This is a genomic window from Mycobacterium sp. NGS49, from assembly GCF_059812565.1.
Genome location: NZ_JCALCX010000055.1, coordinates 1 through 24836 on the forward strand (window position 1 = coordinate 1; position 24836 = coordinate 24836).

Below are 24836 nucleotides of genomic sequence, written 5' to 3' on the forward strand. Positions count from 1 at the left end.
CTGGCCCCACCCGTCCCGCCAAAACCTCCGGCGCCACCCACTCCTGCCAACCATCCCCCCGCACCGCCGGCACCCCCGGCACTGCCCGCGCCGCCGGCCACACCCGCCCCGCCGGCACCACCGGGCCCGCCAGCACCGAAAAGCCCCGCATCCCCACCCCGACCACCGGCCTGCCCCGCCGCCCCCGACCCCCCCGCGCCCCCATTACCCCACAACAACCCGCCATCCCCGCCGGCCTGACCCGTCCCCGGCGCCCCATTGGCCCCATCGCCGATCAACGGACGCCCCCACAGCGCGATGCTCGGGGCATTGATCACCGCCAACACCTCACCGGCCAACGCCTGCAACGGATTTGCCGCAGCCGCCTCCGCGGCGGCATACGAGGCGCCCGCCACGCCCAGCGCATCAGCGAACCGGGCACCAAACGCCGCCGCCTGGGCGCTGACCGCCTGGTACTGGCGGGCGTGTACGGAAAACAGCGCCGCGATCGCCGCCGACACCTCATCACCAGCGGCCACCGCCACCGCGGCCGTCGATGCCGCCGCCGCCGCGTTAGCCGCACCTACCGCCGCACCGATCCCCGCCAGCTGTTCCGAGGCCACCGCCACCACCGGGGGCACCACCACCAACGACGAATTCAAAGCCTCCCACATCAGCAAAATGTGACGACGGACAAAGACTAGTGGCGCGAAAAGCGTTGCGCTATAGGCTACGCGCGCCAGCCACGTCTTGCTTGCCGGATATCCACTTGCCTGCTCGCCTGCGGCACCCGGCCACCTCAGCATCTACTGCGCAGCCATCACGCCCCGCGGTGATAGCGCCGCCTGACACCCGGCGCCCGCGGTGACGACCCGAATGTCCCGACTACTCATCCTGGCCGCGAGCCCGAGAGCTTGCGCTTGATCTGCCGGTCGTAGATGACCTGCAACTGTCGCTGTATGTCGCCGAACGTCGCGCCCACGTCGGCGCCTTCCAAGCCGATGGATTCCAGACCGGCGGCGATGACGCGGTCACCTCCGGGAAGGAACACGCGGGCATAGTCCTGCGGGCGGGTGTGCGGCAGCTGGTCGAGGGCCACCCGGGCCCGGGGGTTGTCGGTGAGGTACTGCTGTTGGCTGGGATCGTTCAACGCGGATTTGCGGACAGCCAGATATCCGGTGTGCTGACTGAAATAGGCGGTGTTGCGCGCGCTCGTGAGGTGCGCAATGAACTTGACCGCGTTGGCCTTTCGCTCGTCGGACAGCTTCTTCGGAATCGCCAGGCCGGCCCCACCCGTCGGACACGCGGGCGCTCCGCCGGGGCCGGTGGGCAGCGGCGCCACACCGAAGTCGAATCGCGCCGCGTCGGTGATGCCGACCAGCGCTCCGGTCGACGTCACCGCTGAGGCCAGGATCCCGGTGGCGAACTCGTTGGCGATGTTGTTGGAGACCGCCGCATACCGCTTGCCGTGTATCGAATCGCGCAGGAAGGTGCCCGCCGCGATGGTCGCCGGGTCGGTGAACCTAAGCTCCCACCGGTCGGAATAGGCGCCGCCGAAAGACCAGTTCGGTCCTTCGAACGTCCAGGAAATGGTGTCCGAATTCGACCAGCCGTGCGCCCAGTTCCCTTTGCCGACAACGCGTTGCAGCCGCGGACCCCAATCGTCGAACTCCGGCCAGGAGGTCGGGCCGCGGTCAGGCAGTCCGACTCTTTCCCACACCGCCTTGTTGTAGTAGAACAACGGGGTGGAGCGCGCATACGGCACCGCGTAGTGGTGGCCGTCGAACTCGTAGTCGGCAAACAACGATTCGACATAGTCTGCGGTGTCCACCCCCTCCTGCCGCAACAGCTCGTCAAGCGGGGTCAAGACACCACTGAGCGCAAAGTGAAACCACCATTTGTCATCCAGCACAACGACATCGGGTACGTCGGCACCGATGAGGGCAGCATTGAACTTCTGTGCGACCTCGTTGTAGTCCTTGCCGGCGTCGATCAGCTTGACCGGCAGGCCCGGAAATTCCGCCTGGAAACGGCCGACCAATTCCCGCTCCACCGCCGCGGATTGATTCGGGTGGTTGGACCAGAAGGCGATGGGTCCGTCGCCGGACTTGACCGGGCCGCCGCCGCCCATGCCCGCACAGCCCGCCGTCACACCGGCCGCCGCCAGCGTCAGGAACCCTCTGCGGTTCAGGGCGTCCACCGCTATCCTTTCACCGCGCCGGAGGTGAGGCCCTTGATCATCTGCCGCTGCAGGACGATGAAGATGAGCAGAATCGGCAGCATCGCCAACAGCGTCACCGCCATCACCGGGCCCCAGTTGCTCACGCCTTCGGACTGCTGCAGGAAGGTCAGGCCGACCGGCAGCGGGGCGATCGACTCGTCGTCGGACATCAGGAACGGCCACAGGTACTCGTTCCATTCGCTGACCACGGTGATGATGCCGAACGCCACCATGGTGGGCCCCGACATCGGCAGCACGACCCGCAGCAGCAGTTGCCACCACCGGGCGCCGTCCATCCGCGCCGCTTCGATGACCTCGGCGGGCAGCGACAGAAAGTGGTTGCGCATCAAGAAGGTTCCGAAAGCGACGCCGGCCAGCGGCAGGATGATGCCCGCAAAGGTGTTGCGCAGGCCCAATTGTGAGATCAGCGCATAGTTGGAGATCACGGTGATCTGATTGGGCACCATCAGGGCCGCGATGATGAGCAGGAACACCACATTGCGGCCGGGAAACCGCACAAACACCAGGCCGAAGGCGCTGAGCACGCCCAGCACGAACTTCACCACCGCCAGCGCCGAGGTGATGATCACCGAGTTGCGCACGAACGTCCAGAACGGAATCTCCTGTGTGGCAGTTCGGTAGTTCTGCGGATTCCAGTGCGGCGGCCACCAGGTGGTCGGCTGCGAGTAGACGTCCGGCTGGTCCTTGAACGAGGTGAGCAAGACGAAGGTCAGCGGCCCGGCGATCAGCGTGAGCACCAGCAGCATCGCCGCATAGCCGAGCAGTCGGGCCGTGCGGGCGCGATCGGGCGTCACTGGTGCCGGTTCCTGTCCATCACTCGCACCTGGTAGTAGGTGATGGCCAACAGCACCACGAACATGATCGTTGCGACCGCGGCGCCATAGCCGGCGCGAAAATTGCGGAAGGTCTCCACATACACCTGGTAGACCATCGTGGTGGTGCCGGTGCCCTCGGGACCACCGCGGGTCATGACATTGATGACGTCGAAAACCTGCAGCGAGCTGATCAGCACGGTGATGGACAGGAAGAACGTGGTGGGACGCAGCTGGGGCAGGGTCACCAGTCGGAAGGTGGTCCACCGGCCGGCCCCGTCGATCTGCGCCGCTTCCAACAGGTCTCGGCGTACCCCTTGCAGGGCGGCCAGATAGATGACGAAGGTGTAGCCGAGGTTCTTCCAGACATAGGTCACGATGATCATGACCATCGCCCAGTGCGCGTCCTGGTAGAAATCGGGCACACCGACACCACAGCGCCGCAGCAGGTCCTGCAGCAGGCCGAAATGCGGATCGAAGACGAACTGGGCGGCCAGCCCCACGGCCGCACCGGAGATCACGAATGGGGCGAACACGGCGGACCGCACAAAGTTCCGGCCCCGCAGCGGCTGATCGAGCAGCATGGCCAGCGCCAGGCCCAAAACCATCGACCCGGCCACCGCGGCCACCGTGAACACCGTCGTGTTGAGCACGATCCGGACGGTGTCGGAACGGGTGAACCATTCCGCGTAATTGGACAGCCCGACGAATTCGGCCGTCGGGTCGGAGATGTTCCAGTCGAAGAACGACAACCGGATGTTGTCGGCCAGCGGCCGGTAGACGAACAGCAGCAGCAGCGCCGCATTGGGCCCCACCAGCACGACGAACAAGGCGTAGTCACTCCAGGGGCGGCGCCGGGTCCGTTGCGTCGTCCTCACCGGCGCAGTGTAGCCCCGCCACGGCGCGCCGAGATTGCCGTGACGGCTGAACTGCCGCCGTGAACCACAGCCATCCAGGCAATCTCGGCGCGCTCACCCCGTGCCAGTGACCGCCCAGCGTCCGGACAGGGCCCGCCAGCCGCCGAAGACCAGCCGCAACACCATGAAGGTGCTCAGACCGGACCAGATCCCGGTCAGCCCCCATCCGTACGCCAGCGACAACCAGATCAGCGGGAGAAACCCCAGCAACGCGCTGACGACGGTGGCGGTGCGCATGAACGCCGCGTCGCCGGCGCCCAGCAACACGCCGTCGAGCGCGAAAACGATTCCCGCAATTGGCAATTGGGCAACCAGGAACCACCAGGGGACAGCCACCGCATGGAGGACCGAACGGTCGCCGGTGAACAGGTCCGGCATGACCGACGAGCCCGCCGCGAATGCCACGGCCAGCACACCCGCGGCCAGCAGCGAGAACCAGGTCACCCGCCAGGCGACCCACTTGGCATGCGCGGCGTCACCGCCCCCGAGCGCCGCCCCCACCAGCGACTGCGCGGCGATGGCCAGTGAATCGAGAACGAGCGCAAGAAATGTCCACAGCTGCAACACAATCTGGTGGGCGGCGAGCGCGGCGGCTCCGAACCTCGCGGCTACCGCGGCGGCCGAGACGAAGCAGAGTTGAAAGGCCATGCTGCGCAGGATCAGATCCCGCCCCATCACCAGTTGGGCACGTATCGCGCCCCGGTCGAGGCGCAACGGAACCCGCTCGGCCAGCAGTGCGCCACCGAACAACAGCGCCGCCAGCCACTGACCAACGAGATTGGCCACCGCCGACCCGGGCAGGCCCAGCCGCGGCAGACCCAGCCAGCCGTACACCAGCATCGGGCACAGCACCGCCGAGACGCCGAAACCCGCCAGCACATAGCGCAGCGGCCGGACGGTGTCCTGCACACCGCGCATCCAGCCGTTTCCGGCAAGCGAGACGAGGATCGCGGGACCGCCCAGGATGGCGATCCGCAGCCAGGGCAGCGCCGCGGAGGCGATGTGGGCACTCGACCCGATCACCGAGACCACCGGCACCGCCGCGGCCTGGACCGCGGCCACAATCGCGGCACCCAGACCCAAGCCCAGCCAGCTCGCCTGAACACCCTCGTTGACGGCGGCGACCCGGTCCCCGGCGCCGAAGTAGCGCGCTGCGCGGGCGGTCGTGCCGTAGGACAGAAACGTCAACTGGGTACTGACCAGGCCGAGCACCAGACTGCCGATGGCCAGGCCGGCCAGCGCCACCGCGCCGAGCCGACCGACGACCGCGGTGTCCAAGAGCAGGTAAAGCGGCTCCGCGGCCAGCACCCCCAGCGCGGGCAGAGCCAGCGCGGCGATCTGCCGGCCACCGGCGGCCGGTCGGCCGGAACCCGGCCCGCCCTGCTGCAAGGCCGCTAGTCGAGCGCCGCGCGCAGCGCCGCCACCACTTCGTCGATGGAGCCGGCGGTCGAATAACCTGCCGCCAAGCGGTGGCCGCCGCCGCCGAACCCGATCGCCACCGTCGCCAGGTCGATCGACTTGGCCCGCATCGACACCGACCACCGTTGCGGTGCGACCTCCTTGAACACCGCCGCCACTTCGGCCTGTTGGGTGGTGCGCACGATGTCGACGACGCTCTCGACTTCCTCCGAGCGCGAGTTGACCCATTCGTCATGCTCCACCACCGCGTAGACCAGGCCGGCGCCGCCCGCCGCCTCGGGCAGCAATTGAGCGGTCCCCAGCACCCGGGACAGCATCGGCAGCCAGGCATAGGGATGGCTGTCGAGCAACGACCGGCTGATCGCGGCGTTGTCCACGCCGAGGTCGACCAGCCGGGCGGCCAGCCGCAGGGCGCGCGCGCTGGCCCAGCGGAATGACCCGGTGTCCGTGGTCAAGCCGGCGTAGATGCAGTGCGCCACGCCGCGGTCGATCGGCTTGCCCCACACGTCTAGGATCTCGGCGACCATCATCGTGGTCGAATCCGCCGAGATGTCCACGAAGTTCGCGGTACCGAACAAGCCGTTGGATGCGTGGTGGTCGATGACCAGCAGTTCCTGGCCGGGACCGGCCAGCTCGCGCAGGGTGCCGAGCCGGTGCATGCTCGGCACGTCCACGGTGACCACCAGGTCGACGGAGCGCCGCAAATCGGCGGGGGCCACCAACAGGTGGCAGCCGGGCAGCGAACGCAGCGACTCCGGCAGGTCCGCGGGCTCGGCGAAGCTGACCTGGACCTGCTTGCCGGATTCGTCGAGCACCATGCCCAGCGCCAGCCCCGCGCCGATCGTGTCGGCATCGGGGTGGACGTGACAGATCACCGCGACCGATTCGGCGGCCGACAGCAGCCTGACGGCGCCGACCGCATCGACGCGGGCACCATTGTGCAACGGCACCCCGGTCAGCTCAGTCTTCGGATTGATCGTCGTCATCGGTGCCTCCCCCGCAAGCGGGTGGTACCCCCACAGCCTGGGTAGCGCTGCTCAATCCCCCGACGACCGACGGTTCGTCCGCCGACCCACTATCACGGTACGGGTCGGCCTCTCCGGCCGGCTTGGCACCCACCCGAACCCGAGCCAGGTCCGCGTCCGCGGCGCGCGCCCGGGCCAGCAACTCCTCCATCCGGTTCACCGTGTCCGACGTGGTGTCGCGGGTGAAGGTCAGGGTCGGGGTGAAGCGCACACCGGTGCCCGCTCCGACCTTGGTCCGCAACACACCCTTGGCCCGGTCCAGCGCCGCGGCGGCGCCGGCATAGTCGGGCTCGTCGTCCAGCGTGGGTCCCATCACGGTGTAATAGACCGTCGCGTCGTGCAGGTCGTTGGTGACCTTGGTGTCGACGATGGTCACCCCGGCCAGCCCCGGATCTTTGATCTCGTACTCGATCGCCGACGCGACGATCGTGCTGATCCGTTTGGCCAGCCGGCGTGCCCGTGCGGGATCAGCCATCGGCGGGGCTCAGGCTCGTCATGACCGTTCCTTCTGAACGAGCTCGAAGGACTCGATGATGTCGCCTTCCTTGATGTCCGAGTAACCCAGCGTCAGACCGCACTCGAAGCCCTCGCGGACCTCGGTCACGTCGTCCTTCTCCCGGCGCAGCGAGTTGATCGAGAGGTTCTCGGTCACCACGATGTTGTCGCGCAACAACCGGGCTTTGGCGTTGCGGCGCACCACCCCGGAGGTGATCATGCAGCCGGCAATGATGCCGACCTTCGAGGACCGGAAGATCGCCCGGATCTCCGCCCGACCCAGCTGGTTCTCCTCGTAGATCGGCTTGAGCATGCCGCGCAGGGCCTTCTCGATCTCGTCGATCGCCTGGTAGATGACCGAGTAGTAGCGGATCTCGACGCCCTCGCGGTTGGCCAGCTCCGTGGCCTTGCCTTCGGCCCGCACGTTGAAGCCGATGATGATGGCATCCGATGCCGACGCCAGGTTCACGTTGGTCTCGGTGATGCCACCGACACCGCGGTCGATGACGCGCAGCGCCACCTCGTCGTCCACCTCGATGCCCATCAGGGCCTCTTCCAGCGCCTCGACGGTACCGGCGTTGTCGCCCTTGAGGATCAGGTTGAGCTGGCTGGTTTCCTTCAACGCCGAGTCCAGGTCTTCCAGACTGATCCGCTTGCGGCTGCGGGCCGCCAGCGCGTTGCGCTTGCGCGCGCTGCGCCGGTCGGCGATCTGGCGGGCGATGCGGTCCTCGTCGACGACCAACAGGTTGTCACCGGCACCGGGCACCGACGTGAAGCCGATGACCTGCACCGGACGCGACGGCAACGCCTCGTGGACGTCCTCGCCGTGCTCGTCGACCATCCGGCGGACACGGCCGTACGCGTCGCCGGCGACGATCGAGTCGCCGACCCGCAGCGTGCCGCGCTGAATCAGCACGGTGGCCACTGGACCGCGACCGCGGTCCAGGTGCGCCTCGATGGCCACACCCTGGGCCTCCATGTCGGGATTGGCCCGCAGGTCCAGGGCGGCGTCGGCGGTCAACAGCACCGCTTCTTCCAGCGCCTCGATGTTGGTCCCCTGCTTGGCCGAGATGTCGACGAACATGGTCTCGCCGCCGAAATCCTCTGCCACCAGACCGTATTCGGTGAGCTGCGACCGAATCTTGGTCGGATCCGCACCTTCCTTGTCGATCTTGTTGACCGCCACCACGATCGGCACATCGGCGGCCTGCGCGTGGTTGATGGCCTCCACCGTCTGCGGCATCACGCCGTCGTCGGCCGCCACCACCAGGATGGCGATGTCGGTGGCCTTGGCACCGCGGGCACGCATGGCCGTGAACGCCTCGTGACCGGGGGTGTCGATGAAGGTGATCAGCCGCTCGCTGCCCTCGAAATTGACGCCGACCTGGTAGGCGCCGATGTGCTGGGTGATGCCACCCGCCTCGCCCTCGCGCACGCTGGCGTTACGGATGGTGTCCAACAGACGGGTCTTGCCGTGGTCGACGTGACCCATCACGGTGACCACCGGCGGGCGGGTCTGCAGATCCTCCTCGCCGCCCTCGTCCTCGCCGTAGGTGAGATCGAAGGACTCCAGCAGCTCGCGGTCCTCGTCCTCGGGACTGACGACCTGAACGTTGTAGTTCATCTCGCTGCCCAGCAGCTCGAGCGTCTCGTCACCGACGGACTGGGTGGCCGTGACCATCTCGCCGAGGTTGAACAGCGCCTGCACCAGCGCGGCCGGGTTGGCGTTGATCTTGTCGGCGAAGTCGCTCAGCGATGCGCCACGGGCCAGCCGGATGGTCTCGCCGTTGCCGTGCGGCAATCGCACGCCACCGACGACCGGCGCCTGCATGTTCTCGTACTCGGCGCGTTTGGCCCGCTTGGACTTGCGGCCACGCCGCGGCGCGCCACCGGGACGGCCGAACGCACCGGCCGCACCACCGCGCTGACCGGGGCGGCCACCGCCGCCGCCGCCACCACCGCCACCGCCACCTGGGCCGCCGCCACCGGGACGACCGCGGAAGCCGCCGCCGCCGCCGGGTGCCGCTCCGACACCGCCGCCGCCGCGGTAGTTACCGCCGCCACCGCCGCCTGGACCGCCACTTCCACCCGGCCGGGCACCACCGGGCCGGGGCGCCCCGGTACGCGGTGGGCGTGGTCCTCCGGAGGCGCCACCGGGCCGCGGCGGCATGCTGCCGGGCGAGGCACCGCCCGGCCGCGGCGCGCCCGGCCTGGGCGCTCCGGGACGCGGAGCCTGCGGGTGCGGCCGCGGGATCGGCCGGTCCACCGGCTGCGCCGACGAGAACGGGTTGTTGCCGACGCGGGGAGTCCGGACGCCGGGCTTGGGCATCGGGCCCGGACGCGGCCCGGGCGTCATGCCGGGTTGCGGGGCCTGCGGGCTGGGCGGCTGCGCCGGTGCGGGTGCCGCCGGGCCGGGCGCCGGCGGGGCCGGCGGCGCGGGCTTGACACTGGCCGCGGGTGCGGCCGGTGGCGCCGGGGCAGCCGGTGGCGGCGGCGTGGCCGGGGTGGCCGGGGTGGCCGGGGTGGCCGGGGTGGCCGGCCGGCCGGGAGCGGCCGGCTTGGCGGGAGCGCCGGCCTGCGCGCCGTTGCCGACGGCCTTGTCCAGCGCGCGGTCCAGTGCCGTCTCTGCGGCGGTGGGCACCGCCTTCTCCGCGGGCTTGGCCACCGGCCGCGCGGCGGGGGACGATTGCGGGCTCTTCACCGCGCCGGTGGCGGCAGCGGGCTTGCCGCCGCCGAACGACTCGCGAAGCCGCCGGGCGACGGGTGCTTCCACTGTCGATGATGCCGATTTGACGAATTCGCCCTGTTCGGTCAGTCGGGCGAGAACTTCCTTGCTGGTGACACCGAGTTCCTTGGCTAACTCGTGTACGCGGGCCTTACCTGCCACTACATCTCCTGTCTATGAGGCGACAGTGTGGGCCGCGCCTCGGGGTTAGCTATGACGCATGGTCATCGGGACTTCACGGTGTGCTCATGTTCGTTGCTACCTGTTCTGTTGCCCGGTGGGACAAGCCCGCCAGCGAACTGACGTGCTCGACCACCGCGGATGTGTCCGGTGAACCGGTGATGCGCAGCGCTCGGGTGAAAGCTCGCCGCCCAATCGCTTGTTGCAGGCACTGCTGACCGGGATGCAGCCACGCACCCCGCCCCGGCAGGCTTTCGGCCTGGTCAACGATTACGGCGTAGTTGCCGTTCCCGGTAGACCTGGCCACCACTCGAAGCAGTTCGACGGCCAGCTCTCGCTTCCGGCATCCGACGCACGTCCGCACCGGTCCGCTGGAGCTGTCCGGGCATTGGTGCGCCGAGTCCGAAGGCTCGCGCTGGATCACGGCTCAGTCTAGCGTCACCCGACCCGTGGTCAGAACCACCCGTGGGTGCGGGGTCAGTGCCCGTGCGCCATCCCGTGGCTCGCGCCCTGTTCAGGCTGACCCGGCGCGTCGCCGCGAATGTCGATGCGCCACCCGGTGAGCCGGGCGGCCAAACGCGCGTTCTGGCCTTCCTTGCCGATGGCCAGGGACAACTGAAAGTCGGGAACCACCACCCGGGCGGCGCGGGCGTTCGGGTCGATCACCGACACCGAGACCACCTTGGCCGGCGACAGCGCGTTTGCCACGAAGCGGGCCGGGTCCTCGTCGTAGTCGATGATGTCGATCTTCTCCCCGGACAGTTCGCTCATCACGTTGCGGACCCGCTGACCCATTGGTCCGATGCAGGCGCCCTTGGCGTTCAGACCGGGTACCCGGGACGCGACGGCGATCTTGGACCGGTGGCCGGCCTCCCGGGCCACAGCCACGATCTCCACCGAACCGTCGGCGATCTCCGGGACTTCCAGCGAGAACAGCTTGCGCACCAGGTTGGGGTGGGTACGTGACAGAGTGATCAACGGCTCGCGGGAGCCGCGGCTGACCCCGACGACGTAACAACGCAGCCGGTTGCCGTGCTCGTAGCTCTCCCCGGGGACCTGTTCGGCGGCCGGGATCACCCCTTCGGACGCCTTGGCCTCGGTACCCACCCGGACGACGACCAGGCCGCGCGCGTTGGCCCGGCTGTCCCGCTGGATCACGCCGGCGACGATCTCGCCCTCGCGGGTGGAGAACTCACCGAAGGTGCGCTCGTTCTCCGCGTCACGGAAGCGTTGCAGCATGACCTGACGGGCGGTCGTGGCGGCGATGCGGCCGAAGCCCTCAGGCGTGTCGTCCCATTCACTGATCAGGTTGCCGTCTTCGTCGGTCTCGCGGGCGACGACGCGCACCACGCCGGTCTTGCGGTCGATCTCGATGCGCGCGTCAGACTGATGCCCCTCGGTATGCCGGTAGGCCGTGAGCAGCGCGGACTTGATGGTCTCGAGGAGTTCGTTGACGGAGATGCCCCGGTCCACCTCGATGGCATGGAGCGCCGCCATGTCGATGTTCATGCTCCGGCCTCCGTCCCCCGTGCCTGCCCCGACAACTCCAGCTCGGCCGGTGCCGGCGCCGCGAACTCAACCTGCACAACACCTTTGACGATGTCTGCCAGCGGGACTTGACGTACCGCCAAGTCCCGGCCCGAGCGGACCACCAGTGCGACGGTGCCACCGCGGGTGTCGCCGACCCGGCCGGTCAGGTGAGAGCCGTCGGCCAGCACCACGTCGACCTTGCGGCCCCGCGCCCGCCGGAAATGCTTCTCTTGGGTCAATGGCCGGTCCACGCCCGGGGAACTGACCTCGAGGACATAGCCGTCCCCGCCGTCGATTCGGTCCAGCAAATCCGACGCGGTGCGCGACAGCGACGCGATGGTGTCCAGATCCAGAGCGGTGTCGCCATCGGCGATCACGGTGATGCGCGGCGGGCGGGTGCGGCTGTCGATGACCACGTCTTCGATCTCGTAGCCGGCGCGCGCAAACTCGCCACCGAGTAGCTCGATCACCTGCGTCTGCGAAGGTAGCCCGGTGGTCACGGCGAGCTCCTCATCTTGAGTTGTCGGTCATCGGCGGCTTCCGTCAGGGCAGCCGCCTGATTTGTCTTGCACGCGGCTTTCACAGCGAACTCAGAGAGCCAGCTACCAACGATACGCCAGGATGCCCTGTTGACGCCCGTTCGATGCCGGGCGGCGCCATGGCTGGCGTCGCCGCCGGGCGCGGTGATGGCAGGATGTGGGACGTGCCCAGAGCAGTACCCGTCATCAGCAGGCGGGGTGTGCTCGCCGGTGGTGCCGCTCTTGCTGCACTGGGGGCGGTGGTGACCGCCTGCGGCGAGTCGACACCCAAGCCCCCCGCCGTCGAGGATTTGTTGGGCCCGTTGGACCAGGCCCGCCGCGACAGCGCGCTGGCCGCTGCGGCCGCTGGGGCGATCGGCAGTCCCCCGCAGATCGCGGCCGCGCTGACCGTGGTGGCCACCCAGCGGGCCGCGCATGCCAGGGCACTGTCCACCGAGATCGCCCGCGCCGCCGGCAAGCTCGTCTCGTCGACCAGCGAGACGAGCAGCTCCGGCCCCAGCTCCAGCGAGCCGGAGTTGCCGCCGCCGCCACCACCGCCGGTTTCCGACGTGATCGACTCGCTGCGCAAGTCAGCCGATGATGCCAACCGCCTGGTGTCGACGTCCTCGGGCTACCGGGCCGGATTGCTCGCCTCGATCGCCGCGTCGTGCACCGCGTCCTGCGAGGTTGCCCTGGTGCCCGGGGGTCCGTCGATATGACGTCCTCGGAACCCAGCTTGGGCGCCAGCCCGCACAGGCAGGGCCCCGGCGGCAAAGACGCCGACGTGACGGCGCTCAACGACGCGCTGGCCGTCGAGCACGGCACCATCTACGGCTACGGCATCGTGTCGGCGCTGTCGCCCCCGAGCGTCAACGACCTGGTGGTGGAGGCGCTCAACCAGCACCGCCAGCGTCGCGACGACGTCATCGCGATGCTCACCGCGCGCAAGGTCACCGCAAACCCGGCCGCCGCCGGTTACCAGCTTCCCGCGCCGGTGGGCAGCCCGGCCGACGCGGCGCGGCTGGCGGCACGCATGGAGAACGACGGGGCGACGGCGTGGCGGGCGGTCGTCGAGCACGCCGAGACCGCCGAGGACCGCGCGTTTGCCTCGACCGCCTTGACCCAGAGTGCGGTGCTGGCCGCACGGTGGAACAAGGTGCTGGGCGGCTGGCCGATCACCACCTCGTTCCCGGGCGGCAACGAGTAGTCAGGCGCTGATAGCGGCGACGAGCTCGGCGGTCAGCGAGTCGCCTACGGTCAGTTCGCTGGTCTGGCCGGTGAAGCGGTTGCGCAGCTCCACCCGGCCATCCGCCCAGCCACGGCCCACCACGACGACGAAGGGCACACCGAGCAGCTCGGCGTCCTTGAACTTGACGCCCGGCGATGCCTGGCGGTCGTCGAGCAGCACGTCCACCCCGACCTTGTCCAGGTCGGCGGCCAGCTTGGCGGCGCCCAGCCGAGCCTCGGGATCCTTGTTCGCCATCACCAGGTGCACACCGAACGGCGCGATGGAGGTCGGCCAGCGCAGCCCGAGTTCGTCGTGGTGCTGCTCGGCCACGACGGCAACCAACCGTGACACCCCGATGCCGTAGGAACCCATGGTCAGCCGCACCGGCTTGCCGTCCTCGCCGAGCACGTCGGCGGTGAACGCGTCGGTGTACTTGCGGCCGAGCTGGAAGATGTGGCCGATCTCGATGCCGCGGGCCATGACCAGCGCGCCGGCGCCGTCGGGAGAGGGGTCGCCCTCGCGCACCTCGGCGGCCTCGATGGTGCCGTCGGCGGTGAAGTCGCGGCCGGCGACCAGGCCGACCACGTGGCGCCCGGGCTCGTCGGCCCCGGTGATCCAGCTGCTGCCGTCCACCACGCGCGGGTCGAGGAGGTAGCGGACATCGTTGTCCCGCAGCGCTTTCGGCCCGATGTAACCCTTGACCAGGAACGGGTACCTGGCGAAGTCGGCGTCGTCGAGCAGGGCGTACTCGGCCGGTTCCAGTGCCGCGCCCAGCCGCTTGTCATCGACCTCGCGGTCACCGGGCACGCCGACGGCCAGTAGCTCCCAGTCTCCGCCGGGCTGGCGGACCTTCAGCAGGACGTTCTTGAGGGTGTCGGCGGCCGTCACCGTGCGGTCCAGCGCCTCGTTGGCCCAGGCGACCAGGGTGGCGATGGTCGGGGTGTCGCCGGTGTCGTGGATCTCGGCCGGGGGCTTGTCGTCGGTCGGCTGTGCGTCCGGGCGCGCGGTGGTGACGGCTTCGACGTTGGCGGCGTAACCAGATTCCACACAGCGGACGAAGGTGTCCTCGCCGATCGGGCTTTCGGCCAGGAACTCCTCCGACGCGCTGCCGCCCATCGCCCCCGAGACCGCCGACACGATGACGTAGCGCACGTTGAGCCGCTCGAAGATGCGCTGATAGGCCTCCCGGTGAGCGTGGTAGGAGGCCTTCAGACCGGCGGCGTCGATGTCGAAGGAGTACGAGTCCTTCATGACGAACTCGCGGCCGCGCAGGATGCCCGCGCGCGGGCGCGCCTCGTCGCGGTACTTGGTCTGGATCTGGTAGAGCGTCAGCGGAAAGTCCTTGTAGGAGCTGTACTCCCCCTTGACGGTCAGGGTGAAGAACTCTTCGTGGGTGGGTCCCAGCAGGTAGTCGTTGCCGCGGCGGTCCTTGAGCCGGAAAACTCCGTCGCCGTACTCGGTCCAGCGATTCGTCGTCTCGTAGGGCGCGCGCGGGAGCAGGGCCGGGAACAGGATCTCCTGGCCGCCGATCGCGTTCATCTCCTCGCGGACGATGCGTTCGATGTTGCGCAGCACCTTCAGGCCGAGTGGCAGCCAGCTGTACAGGCCGGGCGCGACGGGGCGGACGTACCCGGCGCGGATCAGCAGTTTGTGGCTGGGCACCTCTGCGTCGGCAGGGTCGTCGCGCAGCGTGCGCAGAAACAGCTCGGACATCCGGGTGATCACAGGCGGCAAGCCTACTTGGGGGGTTCGTGCGTCGAACGTCACGTCAACCGGGGCCGTCGCCCAGCCTGCAAAACTGTCGAGAAAATGCGAGTAGGGGCCGCCAAATTTGCAGGCTCGGCGCGAGGCCGCCATGGCTCAGCCACAGCAGTCACACCGGCCTCAGGCGGAAAGCTACAGCTCTCCGGCGTCGATCGCTTCCTTGACTTCCTGGGCGTGCGCAACCTGCTCGGGGGTGTAGCCGATGAACAGCGCCGCGATGCCGACGATGACCGCGGCACCGGCGATCCACAGCAGGCCGTAGGTGTATCCCTGGTCGAGGGCATGCAACTGGGCTTCGTTCATGAACTTCACCGGACCGGTGATGCCACCCATGTATAGAGTTCGGGAGGTGATCACGGCCTGGATGACGGCCAGCACCAGTGGCCCGCCCAGGCTCTGCAGCATCAGCGTCATCGCCGAGACCGGGCCGATCTGGTCGAACCCGACGCCCGCGATTGCGGCCAGGGTGAGCGGGACGACCACCATTCCGATACCGATCCCGCCGATCACGATCGGCACCACCAGATTCGGGAAGTACGAAGCGCCCCGATGCATGCACATCGAGCCGTAGATCATGGCGCCGAGCAGCAGCCAGCCGCCGCCGATGGTCAGCACCCGCGGTGAGAAACGCGACACCAGCTGCGAGGAGATCCCCAGGCCGATTCCCATCGCGATGACGAACGGGATGAAGCCGATACCGGCGCCGAGCGCGCTGTAGCCGAGGATGTCCTGGACGTACAGGCCGATGGACACCGTCAGGCTGAACATGACGCCGCCGGCCAGGAAGATCGCGATGAACGTGACCAACCGGTTGCGGTCGCGGAACAGCTGGAACGGGATGACCGGGTTCTCCGCAGTGCGCTCCACGACGGCGAACGCAATGCCGGCAGCCACTGCCACCACACCCGAACCGAGGGTGGTGAGCGAGATCCAGCCCTTTTCCGGGCCCACCGAGAAGGCGAAGACGGCGGCGGTGCACGCCAGGGTGGCCAGCATTGCGCCGGCGGCATCGAGCTTCATCCGCTCGCGGTTGGTCTCGCGCAGCGCGGTCCGGGCCAGGTAGATCATCACCAGACCGATGGGTACGTTGACCAGGAACGCCAGCCGCCAGGAGTACTCGGTCAGAGCTCCGCCGACCACCAGGCCCATCACGGACCCGATTGCCGTCATCGCGGCGAAGACCGCCGTCGCGGCATTACGCGCCGGACCCTTCGGGAAGGTGGTCGCCACCAGCGCCAGACCCGTCGGCGAGGCGATCGCCGAACCCACGCCCTGCGAGAGCCGGGCAATCACCAGCGTCGCCTCGTCCCAGGCCACCGCACAGAGCACTGAAGAGATGGTGAACAGCGCGACACCGACGATGAAGGTGCGCTTGCGTCCGATGGTGTCACCGAGCCGGCCGCCGAGCAGCATCAGCCCGCCGAAGGTCAGCACGTACGCGGTGATGACCCAGCTCCGACCGGCGTCGGACAAGCTGAGCTCGTCCTGGATCTTAGGAAGCGCAACGATGGCGACGGTGCTGTCCATGGTGGCCAGCAGCTGCATACCGCCGATGGCGATGACGGCGGCAATGAACCGCCGTGAGGGTAGCCAGGTCGGGTAATACCTGCTCATGCGCTGCAAAGGGGTCTCCACTGTTCGCGTGGGACGCTCCTGGGCCGAACGTTCTGAGCGTCCCTCAGTCCAAGTGTGGACTGCCCGCTCTGAGTCGTTGAGAGCCGTCATAACGGGTTACCTTACAGTAATCTTAAGAATTGTTTAAACGCCGAACGCCGCCACGGGCCCGATCACGACGATCGCGGGAGGTCTAACACCCTCCGCGCGGACCCTCTCCGGCGTGTCTGCAAGGGTCGCCCGCAACGTCTGCTGAGCCGCCGTCGTTCCGTGCTGCACCACTATGACCGGAGTATCCGCAGGTCGGCCGCCTTTCAGCAGGGCGGCGACGAAAAGTTCGATGCGCTCGACCGCCATCAGCAAAACGATGGTGCCGGACATTGCTGCCAAAGCGTCCCAATTCACTAACGATTCGGGATGATCGGGCGCCAGATGGCCGCTGACCACCACAAACTCGTGATTCATGCCCCGGTGAGTCACCGGAACGCCGGCCAGAGCGGGCACGGCTATGGCACTCGTCACACCCGGCACCACGGTCACCGGGATTCCCGCTTCCGCGCATGCCAGCACTTCCTCGTAGCCTCGGGCGAAGACGAACGGATCGCCCCCTTTGAGGCGGACCACGAAGCTGCCGGCCCGGGCGCGGTCGATCAGCACATCGTTGATCGCGTCCTGGGCCATGGCCCGCCCATACGGGATCTTGGCGGCATCGATGACCTCGACGTGCGGCGACAACTCGGCCAGCAGTTCAGGCGGGGCGAGCCGGTCGGCGACCACCACATCGGCGTGCGCGAGCAGCCGCCGGCCGCGCACGGTGATCAGTTCGGGATCGCCCGGGCCGCCACCGACCAGGGCCACGCCGCCGCGAACGACATCGGCGTCGCCGTCGGAGCCCACGGAGTTCTCCAGCGTGATCAGCCCCGTCTGCAGTGCCTCGCGGATCGCCGAGCGGATGGCCGCCGACCGGCGGTGCTCACCGCCGGCCAGTACACCCACCGACAGTCCCGCGTACCGGAAGGACGCCGGGGTGACCGCTGTTCCGTCGACGGCGATGTCGGCGCGGACACAGAAGATCCGCCGGCGTTCGGCCTCGGCGACGATGGCCGCGTTCACCTGCGGGTCGTCGGTGGCAGCCAGCGCGTACCAGGCGCCGTCCAGGTCCCCGTCACGGTATTCGCGCAGCGAAAGCGTGATCCCGTCCATCGCCTCCACGGCGCGGGTGGCGCTGCGCGAGATGACGTGCACATCGGCGCCGCTGGCGATGAGCAGCGGCAGCCGGCGCTGAGCGACGCCTCCCCCGCCGACGACGACGACCTTCCGGCCGGTCAGTCGCAGTCCCACCAGATAGGGGCTCTCGGTCACCGGCCAAGCTTAATGTCGCGTCAGAGCCGCGGCTTGCCCGCATGCGCGACGAAGCGGGCCACCGCGTCGGGCGTCGCCGCCGGGTGGGTGTGCAGATACGACGCGTGCACACCGGCGTGTACGGCGCCGTCTCGCACGCGATCGACGTGCGCGCCGCGGTAGACCCAGGCGGGCTGATAACTACCGGTAAAAGCGACGGTGGTCCGGTGGAACTCGTGCCCCACCACCCGCCGGCCGACCGGGTACATCGACGATTCCGCGACAGCGACGGCGTCCCGGTAGCCCAGGGTGAGCCGTTGGGTGAACCGAGCCGAGCCGGCCAGAACCCCGCACATCGGGAATCCGTCCAGTTCGTCGGCCAGATAGATCAGGCCGGCGCATTCGGCATGAACCGGCGCACCCGCGGCGGCCAGGTCGGCGATCTGGCGCCGGACGACGTCGTTGGCGGACAGTTCCGCGGTGAACTGCTCGGGGAACCCGCCGGGCAACAGCACCGCGTTGGTCCCGTCCGGCAGGGCTTCGCTGAGCGGGTCGAACTCGACGACCTGCGCGCCGGCGGCCCGCATCAACTCGGCGTGTTCGGCGTAGCCGAAGGTGAAGGCCTTGCCCGCCGCCAGGGCGACTCGGGCATCTGCGCCGACGGCACCAACCTCGCCCGCCGGGTCCCAGGGTGGGTCGTCGAGCCGGCTGGCGGCGGCCGACACCACACCGGCCAGATCGACGTGACGCGCCACCAGGGCCGTCATCGCCTCGATCGCCAGCTGGGCGTGGCGACCGTACTCCGCCGCGGTGACCAGGCCGAGATATCTTGATGGCAGCTCCAATTCGGTGTTTCGCGGGATCGCCCCCAGCACCGGGACCCCGGCCTGCTCACACGCCTGCCGCAGCACCAGCTCATGTCGGGACGTGCCGACCCGGTTGAGAATGACCCCGCAGATCCGGGTCTGCGGGTCGAAGGTGGAGAACCCGTGCAGCAGCGCGGCGATGCTGTGGCTCTGTCCGCGCACGTCGACCACCAGAATCACCGGCGCACCCAGCAGACCCGCGACATGCGCGGTGGAGCCGGCCGCCGGGCCGGTCGCGGCAGCGGCGGGGCCGATGCGGCCGTCGAACAGGCCCATCACCCCTTCGATCACCGCGATGTCGGCGCCGCGGGTGCCGTGGCCGAACAACGGGCCGACAAGCCGCTCCCCCACCATCACCGGGTCGAGGTTGCGGCCCGGTCGCCCCGCGGCCAGGCTGTGGTAACCGGGGTCGATGAAGTCGGGGCCGACCTTGAACGGGGCCACCCGGTGCCCGGACTGGCGCAGCGCGCCGATCAAACCCGTTGCCACCGTGGTCTTTCCGCTGCCCGATGCCGGGGCGGCGATGACGACGGCGGGCGTTGAGGTCACTGGGCGCTCACCACTCGATGCCCTTCTGCCCCTTGCGGCCGGCATCCATCGGGTGCTTCACCTTGCCCATCGAGGTCACCAGGTCGGCGGCTTCGATCAGGCGCGGCGGGGCGTCGCGGCCGGTGATCACCACATGCTGGTGACCGGGCCGGGCCTGCAGCGCGTCCACCACGTCGTCCACATCGAGCCACCCCCACTTGAGCGGATAGGTGAACTCGTCGAGGACATAGAAGTCGTGACGCTGCTCCTGCAGGCGGCGGCCGATCTCCGCCCAGCCGGCGGCGGCGGCCGCGGCATGGTCGACCTCGCTGCTGCGCGACTTGCGTGTCCAAGACCAGCCCGATCCCATCTTGTGCCATTCCACCGCACCGCCCACACCGTCGCGCTCATGCAGTTGGCCGAGCTGACGAAACGCCGCCTCCTCGCCCACCTTCCACTTTGCGCTCTTGACGAACTGGAAGACCGCGACGCTCATCCCGACATTCCACGCCCGCAGCGCCATTCCGAACGCGGCCGTCGATTTGCCTTTGCCGTCACCGGTGTGCACGGCCAGCACCGGAGTGTTGCGCCGCGCCCGGGTGGTCCGGCCGTCGTTCGGCACATCGATCGGATGACCTTGTGGCATAAGCGATTACCTGTTCACGCCACGCTGCGGACGGCCTGGGTCAGCTGGTCGGCGTGCAGCTGCTCCAGCCGGATGGCCGGCGCACCCAGCTGCCGGGCCAGCCGGCCGGCCAGACCCAGCCGGACATACGACGTCTCGCAGTCGACGACGACCGCGGCAACCCCTTCTGCGACCAACCGGGCCGCGGCAATCTTGCTGCGGCCCAACGGGTCCGGACCGGCGGTCGCGCGGCCGTCGGTGAGCACCACGACCAGGGGCCGGCGGGCCCGGTCGCGCACCCGTTCCCGGATGACCAGTCCCCGCGCGGCCAGCAGGCCCTCGGCCAGCGGGGTTCTGCCGCCGGTGTCGAACCGGGCCAGCCGCCGTCCGGCGATGTGCGCCGACGACGTCGGGGGCAGCAGAATCTTGGCTTCCTGCTGGCGGAAGGTGATCACCGCGACCTTGTCGCGTCGCTGATAGGCGTCGCGTAGCAGCGACATGGTGGCCCCGCTGACGGCGGCCATGCGGTCACGGGCGGCCATCGAACCGGACGCGTCGACGACGAAGATCACCAGGTTGCCCTCCCGGCCCTCTCGGACGGCCCGGCGCAGGTGGGCGGGTTGCGGGCGCAGCGGCCCCGCCCGGCGGGCGTCTTCGGCGGCGGACAGCAGGGTGGCGAACAGATGCATGCCGTGCGCGCCGGCATCGGCGGGGTCGGCGGCGGCCACCACGCTGCCGGCGGCGTTGCGGGCGCGGGACCGCCGGCCCGGCGCGCCTTCGCCGACCCCGGGGACCGTCAACGCCCGGGTGCGAAAGACCTTCGACGGCGGCGCACTGGGCCTGGGTGCCGATGGCGCTTTCGGCTGACTCGAATTCTGTTGCCCGCCAGGGTCTTCGACGGACTCACCGCCGCCGGGCGGATCGGGGTCGGGATCGGTTTCGCCCTGAGCTTGCGCACCGGCTTGCGCCAGCGCCTCGTCCAACTGGTCGCGCTCGATGCCGTGGTCGTCGAAGGGGTCGCGGCGTCGGCGATGCGGCAACGCCAATTCGGCGGCCACCCGAATGTCCTGCTCCGCCACGGTCAGCGCGCCGCGCCAGGCCGCGTGGGCGGCAGCGGTGCGCGCCACCACCAGATCGGCGCGCATGCCGTCGACGTCGAATGCCGCGCACAGCGCCGCGATCCAGCGTAACTCGTTGTCGGGCAGCGTCACATCGTCTACGAGGGCGCGTGCCGCCGCAATTCGGCGGGCCAGTTCGGCGTCGGCGTCGGCGTACTTGCGGGCGAAGGCGTCGGGGTCGGCTTCGTAGGCCATCCGCTGGCGGATCACCTCCACCCGCACGTCGACGTCACGGGACGCCTGCACCTCCACGGTCAGGCCAAACCGGTCCAGCAGCTGCGGACGCAGTTCGCCCTCTTCGGGATTCATGGTTCCGATCAACACGAACCGGGCCTCGTGCGTATGGGAGATGCCGTCTCGTTCGACGTGCACCCGGCCCATAGCGGCGGCATCGAGCAGGATATCGACCAGATGGTCGTGCAGCAGGTTCACCTCGTCGACGTAGAGCACGCCGCCGTGGGCGCGGGCCAGCAGGCCCGGCGAGAACGCGTGCTCGCCATCGCGCAGCACCCGCTGCAGGTCCAGCGAGCCCACCACCCGGTCCTCGGTGGCGCCCAGCGGCATCTCCACCAGCCCGGCGCCGCCGGCCTCGGTGGCGGCGGCCAGCAATGCGGCCAGGCCGCGCACGGCCGTGGACTTGGCGGTGCCCTTCTCACCGCGGATGAGCGCGCCGCCGATCTCCGGACGAACCGCGCACAGCAGCAGCGCCAGGCGCAACTGGTCGTGCCCGACGATGGCACTGAACGGATAGGGCTTCACCGGGCGCCCACCGCCGGAGCACCGGGCCGCAACATCGGCACATGCGGGATGCCGTCGTCGAGGAAATCCTCGCCGTCACGGACGAAGCCGTGCCGGGCATACAAATCGGTCAGGTATTTCTGCGCGTCGATCCGGCAAGGGTAGTCGCCCACCTCGGCCAGCGCGGCGCGCAGCAGCCGGGTGGCATGGCCCCGGCCGCGGGCATTGCGTTTGGTGCACACCCGGCCGATCCGGAATACCTTCTCACCGCCGGCGTGCTCCTCCATCAACCGCAGCGTGCAGATCACCTCCCCGTCCGACGATTCCAGCCAGAAGTGCCGCGTCTCGGCGAGCAGGTCTCGCCCGTCCAGCTCCGGGTACGGACAGGCCTGTTCCACCACGAACACCTCGACCCGCAGCTTGAGGAGTTCGTAAAGTGTCCGTGCGTCAAGGTCTTTGAACCAGGAACGGCGCAACGCCTCAGTCATTCATGCCGCCTTCAGTTGCAGCGCCGCGTCGGTCCAGCTCCTCAGCTCGCCGTAAAGGGCGGGTTCACGCGACAACTCCGCTCCCAGTGACGGCACGATCTCTTTGAGAGTAGGCAACCACGACCGTTGCCTGTCCGGGAAACAGCGCGCCAGCACGTCCAACATGGCCGGAACCGCGGTCGAGGCGCCCGGCGAACCACCGAGCAGGCCCGCGATACTGCCGTCGGCGGCACCCACGATGGTGGTGCCGAACTCCAGCGCCCCACCGCTCCCTCTGGCGCGCCGAATCACCTGCACCCGCTGCCCGGCCACCGTCAGCTGCCAATCGGAATCGACTGCGGTGGGCACGAACTCACGCAGGACGGCCACCCGCTCGGGTGCGGTGAGCCGCAGTTGGCTGATCAGATAACGCAGCAGGGCCGTCTCCCGGGCGCCCACGCCCAGCATCGACGGCAGGTTGTCCGTCCGGATCGATCGGGCCAGATCGCTGAAATGCCCGTATTTGAGGAACTTCGGGGACCAGCCCGCATAGGGTCCGAACACCAGCCACGGCCGCCGGTTGACCAGGCGAAGATCGAGATGCAGCGCGCCCAGCGGCGGGGCTCCTGGTGCCGGACTGCCGTACACCTTGGCCCGGTGCGCGGCAACGAGGCGGGGGTTGGCGGTGCGCAGAAAGCGGCCGCCGATCGGGAAGCCGGCAAATCCGCGGATCTCGTCGATGCCGGCCTTCTGCAATAACGGCAGTGCGTCGCCGCCGGCGCCGACGAACACGAATCTGGCTGCCAGCTGCCGCTTTTCACCGGTACGCCGGTTGCCGACAGTCAGCGTCCAGCCACCCTCGGACCGGCGCGCCACACCCCGAACCTCGTGACCGAACAGCACGGTGGCACCCGTGCCGGCGCAGTAACCGATGAGTTGCCGGGACAGTTCGCCGAAGTCGACGTCGGTGCCGTCGGCGGCCCAGTTCAGCGCGACCGGTTCGGTCAAGTCGCGGCGGGCGGCCATCAACGGCAACCGCCGCACGAACTCGTCGGGACCGACGATCAGCTCGGTGGCTGCGAACAACGGGTTGCCGGCCAATGCGTCGTGGCGCCGCCGCAGATAGTCGACGCCGGCAGCGCCGTGGACGAAGCTGACGTGCGGAACCGGGTTGAGGAAACTCCGGAGGTCACGCAGGATGCCGTTCTCGGCCGCGTAAGCCCAGAACTGGCGGGTGACCTGGAATTGCTCGTTGACCAGCACCGCTTTGGTGATGTCGATCGAGCCGTCGGGGCGCTGCGGGGTGTAGTTCAGCTCGCACAGCCCGGCGTGACCGGTGCCCGCGTTGTTCCATGGGCTGCTGCTCTCGGCGCCGACGCCGTCCAGCCGCTCGATCACGGTGATCGACCAGTCGGGCTCCAGCCGCCGCAGTAACGCGCCGAGGGTGGCGCTCATGATTCCGGCACCGACCAGCACGACGTCGGTTTTGGCTAGCTGTGCCACGCCGATCGCTGGTCCTTCCACTGGGGTGCCGGTGCCCAAGGTTATCGCGACGGTCCCCGACGCCGAGATCTCCAGCCCCGCCCGACCGGTCCCGCGACCGCTCGTCGCCGAATGGAGTTCTGAAATGCGTTGCTTGGTATGGATGTACGATTCTCACCGTTCTAGTCGTTGCGCCGTCGTCGGACGATTGGAGCGACCACGGCTCTTCCAGGAGAGGACGACGTGTCGTTTCTGTATGTGACTCCCGAAGCGCTGATGGCATCAGGTTCGCAGGTGGTCGGCATCGGTTCGGCAATAGCCGCGGCCAATGCTGTGGCGGCCTGTGCGACCACTGGATTGCTGGCGGCCGGTACCGATGAGGTGTCAGCGGCGATTGCGGCATTGTTTTCCGCGCACGGCCGTACCTACCAGGCGCTGAGCGCATCGGCCGCAGCGCTTCATGACCAGTTCGTTCAGACGTTGGGCGCAGGCGCGGCGTCGTATGCGGCGGCCGAGGCGGCCAACGTGCAGCAGAGCCTGCTCGAAGCGATCAACGCACCCACTCAGACGTTGCTGGGCCGTCCCCTGATCGGCAACGGGACCAACGGCGCCCCGGGGACCGGACAGCGCGGCGGCGACGGCGGAATCCTGATCGGCAACGGAGGAGCGGGCGGGTCCGGCGCTGCCGGGCAGGCAGGTGGAGCCGGCGGCAACGCGGGACTGTTCGGTATCGGTGGGGCCGGCGGCAACGGTGGAGAAGGTGGAGCCGGGGTCGGCGGTCAGGGTGGTGCCGGCGGCACCGGGGGGCTTTTCGGCGCGGGCGGTGTCGGTGGCACCGGTGGCTTCGCCTCAGCCGGCGGAACCGGCGGGGTCGGCGGATCGGGCGGAGCCGGCGGGCTGTTCGGCGCCGGCGGTGCCGGCGGGGCCGGTGGCCAGGCCTTTACTAATGCCGTCGGCGGTGCCGGTGGCGGCGGCGGCAACGCCGGTATTTTCGGCGGCGCCGGCGGCGCCGGGGGGGTCGGCGGGAGGGGCAGCGTTGGCAGCGGGGCCGGCGGCAGCGGTGGCACCGGCGGGCTATTCGGCTCAGGCGGCAGTGGCGGCGCGGGCGGTTTCACCCTCACCGGTGACGCCGGGGCCGGTGGGGCCGGCGGTGCGGGTGGGCTGTTCGGAGGCGGCGGTTCCGGAGGGGCGGGCGGACTCGCCGCCCTCGGCAACCAGGGTGG

General features: G+C 69.2%; 21 protein-coding genes and 2 pseudogenes. 3 read left to right on the forward strand and 20 right to left on the reverse strand.

Annotated elements, in window-relative coordinates; translation table 11 throughout:
* The 12 genes and pseudogenes from AC5Y7D_RS29290 to rimP form a co-directional block, all read right to left on the reverse strand.
* On the reverse strand, positions 1 to 278 hold a 278-nt coding region (locus tag AC5Y7D_RS29290; RefSeq protein ID WP_499929564.1), incomplete at its 3' end, for a PGRS repeat-containing protein.
* 138 nt (positions 279 to 416) lie between these two features.
* Positions 417 to 785: pseudogene (locus AC5Y7D_RS29295) on the reverse strand (PE family protein); the annotation flags it as partial.
* Positions 786 to 868: 83 nt separating this feature from the next.
* Positions 869 to 2179, reverse strand: coding sequence for an ABC transporter substrate-binding protein (locus tag AC5Y7D_RS29300; protein ID WP_499929543.1), 1311 nt, complete (start codon positions 2177 to 2179; stop codon positions 869 to 871).
* A gap of 2 nt (positions 2180 to 2181) precedes the next feature.
* A complete protein-coding gene (locus AC5Y7D_RS29305) occupies positions 2182 to 3015 on the reverse strand; it encodes a carbohydrate ABC transporter permease (protein ID WP_499929544.1) in 834 nt (277 codons plus the stop codon).
* On the reverse strand, positions 3012 to 3911 hold the full coding sequence (locus tag AC5Y7D_RS29310; RefSeq protein WP_499929545.1) for a carbohydrate ABC transporter permease: 900 nt from the start codon (positions 3909 to 3911) through the stop codon (positions 3012 to 3014). Before AC5Y7D_RS29310 ends, AC5Y7D_RS29305 begins: the two co-directional genes overlap by 4 nt.
* Positions 3912 to 4004: 93 nt before the next feature.
* Entirely contained in the window at positions 4005 to 5339 is a 1335-nt protein-coding gene (locus AC5Y7D_RS29315; RefSeq protein WP_499929546.1) for an MATE family efflux transporter, read from the reverse strand.
* Between the two features lie 5 nt (positions 5340 to 5344).
* Positions 5345 to 6355 (reverse strand): DHH family phosphoesterase, encoded by a 1011-nt coding sequence (locus AC5Y7D_RS29320; RefSeq protein ID WP_499929547.1) that lies wholly within the window; start codon positions 6353 to 6355, stop codon positions 5345 to 5347.
* On the reverse strand, positions 6330 to 6869 hold the full coding sequence (gene rbfA / locus AC5Y7D_RS29325) for a 30S ribosome-binding factor RbfA (RefSeq protein WP_499929548.1): 540 nt from the start codon (positions 6867 to 6869) through the stop codon (positions 6330 to 6332). Before rbfA ends, AC5Y7D_RS29320 begins: the two co-directional genes overlap by 26 nt.
* Positions 6870 to 6887: 18 nt before the next feature.
* Entirely contained in the window at positions 6888 to 9776 is a 2889-nt protein-coding gene (gene infB, locus AC5Y7D_RS29330) for a translation initiation factor IF-2 (RefSeq protein ID WP_499929549.1), read from the reverse strand.
* A gap of 73 nt (positions 9777 to 9849) precedes the next feature.
* On the reverse strand, positions 9850 to 10218 hold the full coding sequence (locus AC5Y7D_RS29335; RefSeq protein WP_499929550.1) for a YlxR family protein: 369 nt from the start codon (positions 10216 to 10218) through the stop codon (positions 9850 to 9852).
* Positions 10219 to 10271: 53 nt separating this feature from the next.
* On the reverse strand, positions 10272 to 11303 hold the full coding sequence (gene nusA / locus AC5Y7D_RS29340; protein WP_499929551.1) for a transcription termination factor NusA: 1032 nt from the start codon (positions 11301 to 11303) through the stop codon (positions 10272 to 10274).
* Positions 11300 to 11824: a ribosome maturation factor RimP gene (gene rimP, locus AC5Y7D_RS29345; RefSeq protein WP_499929552.1), complete on the reverse strand. Its 525-nt coding sequence runs from the start codon at positions 11822 to 11824 to the stop codon at positions 11300 to 11302. Before rimP ends, nusA begins: the two co-directional genes overlap by 4 nt.
* 203 nt (positions 11825 to 12027) lie before the next feature.
* Between rimP and AC5Y7D_RS29350 the strand changes: the two genes are divergently transcribed.
* Entirely contained in the window at positions 12028 to 12561 is a 534-nt protein-coding gene (locus AC5Y7D_RS29350) for a hypothetical protein (RefSeq protein ID WP_499929553.1), read from the forward strand.
* Complete coding sequence (locus AC5Y7D_RS29355; RefSeq protein ID WP_499929554.1) at positions 12558 to 13049, forward strand: ferritin-like domain-containing protein; 492 nt, start codon at positions 12558 to 12560, stop codon at positions 13047 to 13049. Before AC5Y7D_RS29350 ends, AC5Y7D_RS29355 begins: the two co-directional genes overlap by 4 nt.
* Here AC5Y7D_RS29355 and AC5Y7D_RS29360 read toward each other — a convergent pair whose 3' ends face one another.
* The 8 genes and pseudogenes from AC5Y7D_RS29360 to mqo all read right to left on the reverse strand — a co-directional run bounded on the left by AC5Y7D_RS29360 (position 13050) and on the right by mqo (position 23634).
* Positions 13050 to 14795: a proline--tRNA ligase gene (locus tag AC5Y7D_RS29360; RefSeq protein ID WP_499929556.1), complete on the reverse strand. Its 1746-nt coding sequence runs from the start codon at positions 14793 to 14795 to the stop codon at positions 13050 to 13052.
* 171 nt (positions 14796 to 14966) lie between these two features.
* Positions 14967 to 16559, reverse strand: coding sequence for an MFS transporter (locus AC5Y7D_RS29365; protein ID WP_499929557.1), 1593 nt, complete (start codon positions 16557 to 16559; stop codon positions 14967 to 14969).
* Between the two features lie 22 nt (positions 16560 to 16581).
* Positions 16582 to 17810, reverse strand: a pseudogene (gene cobA, locus AC5Y7D_RS29370) (uroporphyrinogen-III C-methyltransferase).
* A 20-nt stretch (positions 17811 to 17830) separates the two neighbouring features.
* Positions 17831 to 19204, reverse strand: coding sequence for a cobyrinic acid a,c-diamide synthase CobB (locus AC5Y7D_RS29375; protein WP_499929558.1), 1374 nt, complete (start codon positions 19202 to 19204; stop codon positions 17831 to 17833).
* Between the two features lie 7 nt (positions 19205 to 19211).
* On the reverse strand, positions 19212 to 19829 hold the full coding sequence (gene cobO, locus AC5Y7D_RS29380) for a cob(I)yrinic acid a,c-diamide adenosyltransferase (protein ID WP_499929559.1): 618 nt from the start codon (positions 19827 to 19829) through the stop codon (positions 19212 to 19214).
* A gap of 14 nt (positions 19830 to 19843) precedes the next feature.
* The gene (locus AC5Y7D_RS29385) at positions 19844 to 21685 is read right to left on the reverse strand and encodes a magnesium chelatase subunit D family protein (RefSeq protein WP_499929560.1); all 1842 of its coding nucleotides are present in this window, start codon (positions 21683 to 21685) and stop codon (positions 19844 to 19846) included.
* On the reverse strand, positions 21682 to 22152 hold the full coding sequence (locus AC5Y7D_RS29390; RefSeq protein WP_499929561.1) for a GNAT family N-acetyltransferase: 471 nt from the start codon (positions 22150 to 22152) through the stop codon (positions 21682 to 21684). Before AC5Y7D_RS29390 ends, AC5Y7D_RS29385 begins: the two co-directional genes overlap by 4 nt.
* Positions 22153 to 23634, reverse strand: coding sequence for a malate dehydrogenase (quinone) (gene mqo / locus AC5Y7D_RS29395; protein WP_499929562.1), 1482 nt, complete (start codon positions 23632 to 23634; stop codon positions 22153 to 22155). It lies immediately after the preceding gene.
* A gap of 222 nt (positions 23635 to 23856) precedes the next feature.
* On the opposite strand from mqo, the gene AC5Y7D_RS29400 reads away from it, so the two are divergent.
* The coding region (locus AC5Y7D_RS29400) for a PE family protein (protein ID WP_499929563.1) at positions 23857 to 24836 on the forward strand (980 nt) is incomplete at its 3' end.

Coding starts and splice junctions, on each gene's coding strand:
- rbfA (WP_499929548.1), bottom strand. CDS start 6,869: ATGGCTGATCCCGCACGGGCACGCCGGCTGGCCAAACGGATCAGCACG.
- AC5Y7D_RS29365 (WP_499929557.1), bottom strand. CDS start 16,559: ATGACGGCTCTCAACGACTCAGAGCGGGCAGTCCACACTTGGACTGAG.
- AC5Y7D_RS29320 (WP_499929547.1), bottom strand. CDS start 6,355: ATGACGACGATCAATCCGAAGACTGAGCTGACCGGGGTGCCGTTGCAC.
- nusA (WP_499929551.1), bottom strand. CDS start 11,303: ATGAACATCGACATGGCGGCGCTCCATGCCATCGAGGTGGACCGGGGC.
- cobO (WP_499929559.1), bottom strand. CDS start 19,829: ATGCCACAAGGTCATCCGATCGATGTGCCGAACGACGGCCGGACCACC.
- AC5Y7D_RS29355 (WP_499929554.1), top strand. CDS start 12,558: ATGACGTCCTCGGAACCCAGCTTGGGCGCCAGCCCGCACAGGCAGGGC.
- AC5Y7D_RS29390 (WP_499929561.1), bottom strand. CDS start 22,152: ATGACTGAGGCGTTGCGCCGTTCCTGGTTCAAAGACCTTGACGCACGG.